Raw genomic sequence first — 5,582 nt, 5'->3', positions numbered from 1 at the left:
TATTCGGCGGATTCAACTGATCGTCGCAACACCCTGACTGGGAGGAAGACCATGACCTCCTTGATGGCCTTCTGCTCTTCCCACGCGTCCGCGATGAGCGCTTCGGGACCTCGATCAGGCGCTGCGGCTCGTTCTCGATGACGTCGAGCGCTGCAACGCTGAAGTGGGTGACGATCTTGTCCGCTAGCACCGGGCTGATGCCCGCCACGCTCGTGGCCGCGCGGTGCGCTGGTGCTGGATCGGCGGGCGCTGCTCATGGCCGACGTTTAGGCCCCCGTGCCTCGCCAGGAACTTCGACATGACTGAGACCGACTACTCGCCGACACCGTCGGTGTGATGATCGATTTCGGACAGGTTCACTTTCAGATCCGGATTGTACTGACGACCGTATCTCTCGATTCTCGCTCTATCTCGCGACGCTGCGGAAAAGTATTCGTCTTCGTAGCGAATGGTGACCTCCGACAGGTCTGACCACGATAGATCGCCGTGAATTTGCGCTTCGAAGTACTGGGGGAATTTTTCTCCCCTAAGAATTTTATCGCGAAGATCAGATTCAAATGCAAAGTCGGTGGCTTCAGCGAAGGCGAGTCGAACCGGCTCGTCTGCGCCGTAGGCCAACATTGGATACAGGTTGCCCATTCCGGTAACTCCGGTCGCACCCTTCACGCTGTCCATCCAATTAAGACTGTCTCTCGGCGTGAAAGTCGTCCTGGCCATAACGTCCCGCTTCCATATCAGCACGATGCATCCGTAGCCGAGTGCCCCGTCGAGTTGAAGGCGAGAGGTTAAAGCGGCATACTTGGGTAGGTCTCGCCGTTCCTGTTCCGAGCCGGGGAGTCCAACTTCACGCCCGCGAAGGCCGATTGATGTATATCCCATAGATCGCTCGGCTTGGGCGCGTTCTGTGTCGTAGTCGCGTTCGTCGTAGCCTTCATATTCGTCTACGGGCGCTTCTGCGTCGTCATTGGTAACCGCACCTGTTCCGGTGGTTCGCGTTTCCCAGTAGCTGCGAAACATCCCTTCCGAATCGCTCATGACTGCATCTATTCTCTGTGGGGAAATGTTGGTGGTCAAGCGCATTTCGTCGCACATAAGTGCATGAACCCTGGTTAATAGCGCATCAACCTCCAGGTGCCTGTACGGCTTTGCCCAGGAATCTCGTTGGATTCTATTGATCACTTCTTGACGGTCTCGGCCCAGGAACGTTGCGCTCCGGCGTTCCACTGCCACCAAGGCTGCTGTCTGGACTGCGCGCAACCGGGTCCAGGTTGCCGTAGAGCGTGCGCGCATGGACTCGAACAGTCTAATATTCTCCTCTATTCGGCGGATGTTGGTTTGAAGCATTGCCATGAATGATTCTTTCGTGATTGAATCTCGTGCTGGTGCGGAACGAAGTTGTTCGTATCGGGTGCGTAGTTTATTCAGTTCGACTAGTGTAGTCGTGATCGATTCTTGTGGATCGAGCAGTGAAAGCCATCTGGCCAGCTCCAAGTCGCGAGCTCCTACTGTCATTCTCTGCGTCAAGTCGATCTCGCGTGATGCTGGATGCGCCACGATTGACATAGGTCGACCGTCGGTCAAGAAGTTTCGGTTGACAACCGAATCACTGCTCGTTCGAGTAAACTCGATGAGCGCTTGGCGTCGTTCTGTGGAATTTCGGCTTGGATCGCGACCGCGACTGATGGTGGTGAACTCGATATCAGCACTCCATAAGAGTCGTTCAAATTCTGGAAGTTGGGTGACAAGGCGCGCTATCTCTCCATCAAGCAGGCATACGATGTGCTCGGCTCGTCGTAGACCGGATTGCCTGGCCGCCTCCTCACGGTTCTTCCCGGCTTTCCCGTTGCCGAATCCGGTGACGACTACTTTCAGTCGACACTCAGATCCGAGGTCAGCCCAGGCAAGAGCAGCCGATCGAGCGGTCCGCGACAACAAGGAAAGCTGCGCCCCACGTAAGGTGTGGGAACCGCGCCGAAATGCTACTGAAACTTGATCGGCAGCTCTGCGATCCACGTCGATGTCCGTGTCGACCGCAAGCGGTGGCGTGGCCAGCGCGCCGGCCACCTCTTGCCGCTCCGCATCCTCGCCTAGCTCGGAATCGGAGTCCGACTCGGCTCGGCGAGGGCCCAGACGCCGACTTTTTTGGGAGAGCTCGAAGTAGAGGTCCTCGGCGTCGTCGTTCGGGTTGTAGTCCTCCTCGAGGTCGCTCTCGGTCCGCACCGAATTGGACGAGCCTGCAACGGGCTGATCGGTCTCCGTGCCTGCGCCCAGCGGCATCGTCAGGGTCCACGGCGGAGCTTTGCGTGCCAGCTCGGCGACCAGGTTGTCGACAGCGGTGTAGTCGATCGTCGCGTACGGGTCGGCGTTGAGGCACGCCTTGTGCAGCTCGTACGCAACAAGCAGGCGGTCCTGGTTGCGCTTGCGGACGGCGGCGCTGTGGTCCTCGTTCGCGCCGTGATACGGCATCAGCGGCTGCAAACCCGCCACGAGCAGCCGCTTCTCCGCTTCGGCCAGCAAGGCGAAGCTGGTCTTCCGCTTGCCGATGGTGTTGTCGGCGCGGACCACCTCGCGGACCCGATCGCCCTCGTCGGCGCGTCGCTTGCCCAGTGCAAGCTGCCTGCCGATCGTTATCGGCGGCGCGGCCGTGCTGGTGACGTCGGCGCCCCTCAGGTCCGACTCGTCCTCGGCGTCGCCGACCCCGCCGAAGACGGTCTCGCTGTTGGACTCCCAACCGGACTCCGACTCCACGTCAGTGCGGTCGTCGACGTCTGTGACGGAGTCGACCGCCGCCCCGACCGCGACCTCTTCGCCGGACGACGGTGTTCCGGGGCCGGGATTGACCGTGGTCTGGAGCGCGGTCGGCGGTGGGGTCGTTGTGCTCGCGGTGGATGGCGGCGTCGCCGACTGGGGCAACGTCGGGTTCGACTGCGCGGTGTTGGACTGGGTCGACGTGTTCGGCCCCGCGGTCGAGCTGTCCGGAGTCGTCGGTGTCTGGGGCTGTGAGGCCACCTGCGTGAAAACCGAGGGCAGCGATGCCGTTGTTGGATCGAGCGGTGGCACCTGCGCGGGCGCGTCATGCGTGTCGGCCAGGATCGGGCTGGCGTGGGCTGCCTGGGTGTCCTGCGGCGCCGAGGGAAGCGGTGGCATCGAGTTCGCCGTCGGCGTGTCCGACGTTGTCGGCGCGGTCGACGGCGGAGGCAGGGCGCTTTCGCTCTCGGGCATTCCCCGCACGTGCACCTGCGGAGCCACGGGCGGCGACGTCGACGATGGCGTCCACTCCACAGTGGACTCCGGCACCACTGCGGCCGTGCCGCGTTTGTCCGCCAGCTTCTCTGCGAGGTTCTGGGTGTTCTGCGTGTTCGGCGGCGACGCGTTCGACGCGGCGGGATCGTTCCTCGAAGAGTTCGCCGCATCCGACGACGAACTGCTCGGCGGCGGGGTGTTCGTCTGGTTCGGGGCTGTCGTACCGTTCTGCCCCGTGTCGGCGTTGCCGGTGCCCGACTGCTCCGGCAGAGGCGGGTTCGTCCCCGGTGCACCGGCATTGCCAGGCGCGTTGGTCACACCGCCAATCCCGCCACCACCGGCAGCGCCACCTCCCCCGCTACCCAGGTCGACCAGCGGCGAGCCATCCCGCACGACCGAACCTGGCCCAGCCACCGCACTAGGCCCAGCCACCGCACCAGGCGCACCCAGTGCCGGGACCGCGTTCGCAGCCGGACCAGGACCAGCACCGGCGCCAGGACCAGCGCCGGCGCGGGCAGTCGAACCCACGCCCACACCAGAACCAGCACCCGGCCTGGCACCAGAGACAGGGCCAGCACCAGAGACAGGGGTAGGGGACGGCGAGTTCAGGTCGCTCAGTCCCGGTATCCCGGACGGCCTGCCAGCGGGGACCTCGATCGGTGCCAGCCTGCCCGGCCCGTCCTGTGTGAACCGCCGGTCCCGCTCGTGCTTCCAGTTGTGCAGCGCGGTCATACCGCCACCGGACACCAGCCCGTTGACCATCCCCTTCCAGATGTCCCTCGGATCACCCCCGGCCGGAATCGTGATCGCACCGACAAAGACCTCGGTAGCACCCTCGATGGCCGCCGACGTCACCCACTTACCGGCCCATCCCGGCTTGAACAACGCCACGTTCGCACCCAGGAAGCCCGCGAAACCACCCGCCGCCGCCCCATACCCGAACGACCTCAGCGTGTCATCCCACGCCCACGCCTTACCACTCTCCGCCGCCTGCCACACCTGCACGATCGCGTCCTGGACAACCTCCTCCGCCCCCTCGTCCAGCACCTGCCTGACCATCTCGGACACAACCCGGTCCACACCCGCGCCCACCGCCTCCACAGACACCAGATCCACCGGCACCCGCAAAAAAGACGAACTACCGCGCACCACCACCTGCAACGCCCGCGCGACCCACTCCGCGAACCTCGCGAAAATCAACCGCACCACACCCTGCATCACCCCGATGAACGGCCCGATCAACGGCCACTCAAAAGGATCCACGAACATCCGGATGATCTCCGCAGCGGCAAACGTCATCTGCACGATCATCGAGATCTTCGCGCCCTGCACATTCAACGAATAACCACGCGCCAGCCCCGCCAGATCCCGCGCGCCACTCGCATAGAACGCCGGCTGCTCCGCCAGCCTCTCCCCATAACGCCAGAAAGCACGCCCCACCGTCGGATCCACATGGTTCATGACCTCCTGCAAAGCCAGAACCAACCCACCCACAACACCATCAAAATCATCAGCAGCCTCAACCAGCGCCTCATGCACCAGCCACAGATCACCCTCACGGCCAGGCGGCCACTCACCGCCCGCCAAAACAATAAAAACCCAATCCAACTCCGGAGGCACCGTCAAATTACCGTGAACAGCCACCACCGGCCCCCATCACCACAGCGGGAACCCGGCCAGGACCACAGCCCCGGACCAGGTTCGCGCGCCGCCCATCACACCAACACACCAACACCGGCACCGACACGAACTCAACGACGACCCCGACCACCCTCTGCCCGCAACGCACGACTCCTCACCCCACGACCAGAAGACACAGGTCGCCCACGAGTACAGAGACCACGCAGAAGCAACGCAACCACCCACCACCACACCGCCACCACCCGGCACAGGACTCAGGCCTTCCGGACCTATTCCGGAAGACGCCGGCCGAGGCCCCTCACGCCCACCCCGCGGGTGACGACGCCCGGCGAAAGCTGAACGGAGGACAGGCACACCCCACCGTGAACGTGCGGAACGACGCCGATCGGGCTACCCGGCCACAGAATTGACACCCCGCCCACGGCATACATCGGATCTATCCTCCCCTTCAACGTCGGCGAACCGGGACCAACGACGGAGGAGCCCACGTTCCAGATCACCCATTGGATCCAGACTGGCTGGTCGATGGCTCCCCATGCGTAGATCGCTCACGAAGCCGAGCATCGCGACTCATCCAAGCGCACGTCAACCAAGCCAGCCGCCTACCACCGTCGGCTACCGCACAACCTTCCTCAGCCAATCGGCGGCGCAGTCGGGTGTGTCAAACGAGCGGTGTAACTCGGGTTGAAGGAACTACT

General features: G+C 63.3%; 1 protein-coding gene. It reads right to left on the bottom strand.

The genetic code is table 11. The features are described from left to right. Window positions 1-312: 312 nt before the first annotated feature. Complete coding sequence (locus LFM09_RS49850; RefSeq protein WP_414103691.1) at window positions 313-4,890, bottom strand: hypothetical protein; 4,578 nt, start codon at window positions 4,888-4,890, stop codon at window positions 313-315. Window positions 4,891-5,582: the final 692 nt, after the last annotated feature.

Source organism: Lentzea alba (genome assembly GCF_047445655.1).
Classification (GTDB): domain Bacteria; phylum Actinomycetota; class Actinomycetes; order Mycobacteriales; family Pseudonocardiaceae; genus Lentzea; species Lentzea alba_A.
Note: the sequence above shows the minus strand (reverse complement) of the source record. Positions and strands in the feature narration are given on the sequence as shown.